The sequence below is a fragment of the uncultured Holdemanella sp. genome (assembly GCF_934754935.1).
In the GTDB taxonomy this organism is placed as follows: domain Bacteria; phylum Bacillota_I; class Bacilli_A; order Erysipelotrichales; family Erysipelotrichaceae; genus Holdemanella.
The window spans coordinates 1-5,089 of sequence record NZ_CAKVJB010000063.1 but is presented as its reverse complement, the minus strand read 5'-3'; the positions used below and the strand labels follow the sequence as shown (position 1 = coordinate 5,089).

Annotated in this window: 3 protein-coding genes; all 3 read left to right on the top strand. The window is 35.0% G+C overall.

Features of this window, described 5'->3' with window-relative positions; all coding sequences use genetic code 11:
* The first annotated feature begins 502 nt into the window (after positions 1 to 502).
* The gene (locus Q0E86_RS10990) at positions 503 to 2,590 is read left to right on the top strand and encodes a glutamine synthetase III (protein WP_295757157.1); all 2,088 of its coding nucleotides are present in this window, start codon (positions 503 to 505) and stop codon (positions 2,588 to 2,590) included.
* Positions 2,591 to 2,687: 97 nt separating this feature from the next.
* Positions 2,688 to 3,848: an amidohydrolase family protein gene (locus tag Q0E86_RS10985; protein WP_295757155.1), complete on the top strand. Its 1,161-nt coding sequence runs from the start codon at positions 2,688 to 2,690 to the stop codon at positions 3,846 to 3,848.
* Entirely contained in the window at positions 3,845 to 5,014 is a 1,170-nt protein-coding gene (locus Q0E86_RS10980) for an amidohydrolase family protein (RefSeq protein ID WP_295757153.1), read from the top strand. Before Q0E86_RS10985 ends, Q0E86_RS10980 begins: the two co-directional genes overlap by 4 nt.
* Positions 5,015 to 5,089 lie beyond the last annotated feature (75 nt).

The following is a 5,089-nucleotide window of genomic DNA, read 5'->3' as shown; positions in this document are numbered from 1 at the left end:
CTATTCACCTTTCTTTCTAAAAATACCGTGAGTAATGATTTTAAGGCATCATTGGCCTCTTTACAATCTTCGCCAAAAACATACTTAAAGGCGAAATCATTTAATAAATTTGCACTCCTCATGAGCACCTCTTTCTAGTAGGCATTTAACTGTTCACCTAGATTCATAAATATCAATAATGTCGATTTGTATATTCCCTTGTAGTTTGATTGCTTAATAAACAACAATTCGTTAGATAAGACTTTAAATTCAGTTAGTATCGATGTTTAAAAGAACTATCATCACTTTTGTGTCATAGGACAAGAAACAATTTCAACTTAGTTTTTTTACGACAAAGAAGGATTTGAATATTTAATCAACTAGGTGCAATAAATACAAAACGTCAAATTGTCTACATACTCTTATACGTAAAAAAATGGAGTTTTTTTGAAAAAAAGAAAAATTTCTCAAATAATTTGTGAAAATAATGATATTATATACGCGACAGGAGGATACACAAAAAATGAAAATTGTCGATGAATATTTTGGATGTGACGTATTTAGTACATCTGCTATGCAAAGATATTTGCCTCATGCCGTCTACAAACAAATGATGGATGTAATGGAAAAAGGAAAAGAACTTCCTAAAGAAATCGCAGATGTCGTAGCGAATGCCATGAAAGACTGGGCGATGGATAAAGGGGCTACTCACTATACTCACTGGTTCCAGCCAATGACAGGTATCACAGCTGAAAAGCATGATGCGTTTATCAATCCAACAGGGCCAACATCTGTTATTTCAGACTTTAGAGGAAAAGAATTGATCAAAGGTGAACCCGATGCTTCAAGTTTTCCAAGTGGTGGATTGCGTGCCACATTTGAAGCTAGAGGCTATACAGCTTGGGATCCAACTTCTTTAGCTTTCGTCAAAGAAAAGACATTATATATACCAACTTTATTCTGTTCTTACGATGGTAGTGCTTTGGATAAGAAAACTCCATTATTAAGAAGTAATGATGCATTAAATAAGGCTGCCGTTCGTTTATTGAACATTATGGGTTACAACATCCATAAAATCAAAACGACTGTAGGACCTGAACAAGAATATTTCTTAATTGATGAAAAAATGTTTAAAGAACGTCTAGACCTATTGGTTACAGGAAGAACACTATTTGGTGCTGCTCCAGTCAAAGGTCAAGAATTAGATGATCACTATTTTGGAAGTTTATCAGAACGTGTAAAAGCCTATATGGAAGAAGTCGATGAAGAACTTTGGAAATTAGGTGTTTATGCCAAAACAGAACATAAAGAAGTGGCTCCATGTCAGTTTGAATTGGCACCTGTATTTACATCAACAAATATTGCGAATGATCAAAACCAACTAACAATGGAAGTTTTACAAAAGGTAGCTTCACATCATGGATTGGTATGTTTATTACATGAAAAACCATTTGATGGTGTAAATGGTAGTGGTAAACACAACAACTGGTCTTTCTGTACTGAAGAGGGCGAAAATATTTTAGAGCCTGGTGATTCTCCTAAAGACAACATTCGTTTCTTGACCGTACTTGCAGCCATCATTAAAGGTGTAGACGATTATCAAGACTTATTAAGAATCTCTGTAGCGAGTGCTGGAAACGATCATCGTTTAGGTGCCGATGAAGCTCCACCAGCTATTATCTCTATCTATTTAGGCGAAGAATTAACAGCTATCTTAGAAGCCATTGAAGCTGGAAACGAATATGTAGATACAATCGATCGTAGATTGGAACTTGGCGTTTCTACCCTACCTCCAATCGCAAAAGATTCTACAGACCGTAACCGTACTTCTCCATTTGCGTTTACAGGTAATAAATTCGAATTCAGAATGCTTGGATCAAATTTAAACATTTCTTGTCCAAACACAATTTTAAATACAATCGTAGCTGAAGAATTAACGCAGTTTGCGGACGAATTGGAATGTGTGAAAAAAGAAGATATGACAAAAGCTTTGATTGCGTTGATTCAAAAAACATTAAAGAATCATAAACGTATTATCTTCTCTGGAAATGGATATTCAGATGAATGGAAAAAAGAAGCAGAAAAACGTGGTTTATTAGAACTTAAGACAACAGCGGATGCACTACCTCACTATACAGATCCAAAAAATCTACAATTATTTGAAAAGCACAATGTCTATTCAGCTAGTGAATTGCACGCACGTGAAAGTATCCTTCTAACAAATTACTATCAAGTCGTCCAAATCGAAGCGAAGACTATGGCTTATATGTTGCGCAAACAAATCTTACCAGCTATCTTTAGCTATGAGGCTAAACTAGCTCAAATCATTCAAACTAAAAAATCAAGTGGAATCGATGCACCTTTAGAAGTGAAGATCTTAAAAAATATCAACACACCTTTAGAACTTGTATCCAACCACTTAGATACATTAGAAACATTGATTCACAAAGAAACAACAACTGAAAAACAAGCGGCTCGTTTTGCGGCTGATGAATTACTTCCATTGATGGAAACCATTCGTCAATTAACAGATGTGATCGAAACCAATGTTTCTAAAGAAGACTGGCCTTTACCAGACTATAATGACATTCTATTTAGATCAATGCTTTAGGGAATCAAATGATTCTCTCTTTTTTTACATTTATTTTCTGTAAACACTTGCATAAATGTTGTACATGGTTCATAATCACATAAAAAGGAGTTTGTTTATGACTAAATTATTTGTACACGCAAAATTAATGATTGATGGTGTAAGTGATACACCCAAAAAGGATCAATTGATCAAAATAGAAGATGATAAAATCGTTTCGATTGAAAATTATCATGAAGTAGAAGAAGATGTCATTCATGCAAATGTAGTGACACCAGGATTCTTTAACTGTCACGTCCATATTATGGAACCGGTTGGATTTGGTTCAAATCGAAAGTTTAGCTTGATTGAAAAAACATTCTATACCCAAAAACATTTAGAAGATTATATCAACAGTGGAGTTACTTTTATTCGCGTACTTGGAACCGAAAATGATTATGATATGGATATTCGTGACTGTGTTGATCAAGGTCTTGTTAAAGGGCCACACATGTTGTGTGCTGGAAGATGCATTTGTATGACAGGTGGTCATGGATGGCAAGATGGTATTGAAGCAGATGGTGTCGATGAATGTCGAAAAGCTGCAAGAACCTTACTTAAAAAAGGCGTGGATATTGTTAAGATCATGGCTACAGGTGGTGTAATGACTAAAGGTGTAGAACCTGGAAGTGCCCAATTGACTCAAGAAGAGATGGCTGTCATGATTGAAGAAGCGCATAAGGCTGGAAGAAAAACAGCTACCCATGCCCAAGGTACACAAGGAATCAAGAATGCCTTATATGCTGGTATTGATTCGATTGAACACGGAATCTTTTTAGACCAGGAATGTTTGGACTATATGAAAGAACACGATGTGTATTTAGTTCCTACCCTAGCCGCTCCTCAATGTATTGTTGAAAACGGTATTGAAGCAGGTATTGCGGATTATATGGTTAAAAAAGCAATTTATGTAAAGGATGCGCATGTTGAAAGTTTTAAAAAGGCTTATGCCCAAGGTTTAAAGATTGCCTTAGGTACAGATGGAGGTACTCCATTTAATTACCACAACAATACCGCTTATGAAATGGAATTAATGGAAAAATATGGTGTCGATCGCATGGATATCTTAAAGATTGCGACACACAATTCAGCTGATTGTTTAGGTGTTTTAGATGATTATGGAACTTTAGAAGTTGGTAAACACGCTGATTTAGTTTGCCTTGAAGAAAATCCATTAGATGATATTTCAAATGTTCGTAAGATCAATAAAGTCATTAAAGATGGAGTAATCGTAAAATGACAAGACTCTATATTCATGCCCAAACTTTAATCGATGGTATAAGTGATGCACCAAAAAAGGATCAATTAATTACAGTTGAAGATGATAAAATCATTAAAATTGAAGATTATCACGAAATCAATGAAGATGTCATTCATGAAAATGTAGTTACGCCAGGCTTCTTTAATTGTCACGTCCACATTATGTATCCGGTTGGATTTTCTTTCGATAAAAAATTTTCCTTAATTGAAAAGATATTCTATGCTCAAAAACATTGTAAAGAATATCTTGAATCTGGTGTTACATTTATTCGTGTTGTAGGTACAGAAAATAATTATGATCTACAAATCAAAGAAGCCATTCAAAATAATGATTTTCAAGGCCCACATATGTATTGTGCTGGTAAAGTTATTTGTATGACAGGTGGTCATGGTTGGCAAGAAGGTATTGAAGCGGATGGTAAAGATGCTTGTTTAAAAGCCGTGCGTACACAACTAAGAAGTGGTGTAGACCTGATTAAAATGATGGCTACAGGCGGTGTTATGACTAAGGGTGTTGAGCCTGGTAATGCCCAATTTAGTGTGGATGAAATGAAGGTCATGATTGAAGAAGCGCATAAAGCTGGAAGAAAAACGGCCACACATGCCCAAGGTTTACAAGGCATTAAGAATGCCTTATATGCAGGTATTGATTCGATTGAACATGGTTGTTTTTTAGATGAAGAATGTTTAGAACTAATGAAAGAACAAAATACATTTTTAGTCCCTACCCTTTGTGCTCCTCAATGCATTATTGATAAGGGTGTTGAAAATGGAGTTGCCAAATATATGGTAGATAAAACTTTAAAAGTAAAAGACGCCCATGTTAAAAGTGTAAAAAAAGCTTACGAAAAAGGCATTCAGATTGCACTAGGTACAGATGCCGGTACACCATTTAACTACCACAACAATACAGCTTATGAAATGGAGCTTTTGGCAAGATTAAACATTTCTAACATGGACATTTTAAAGATTGCGACAATCAATTCTGCAAGATGTGTAGGTGTAGAAAAAGATTATGGTTCGATTGAAGTGGGTAAACAAGCGGATTTAGTTTGTTTAAATGAAAATCCTTTGGATAATATTTCGAATGTTCGAAAAATCAATCGAGTCATTCAATCAGGAAAAATCGTTGTAGAAAACAATTAAAGGGGCTGTAACGGATAAAGAAGTTTCAGCCTAATAAAAAAGGACCGAATATTCGAGATTAAAAATCCGAATATC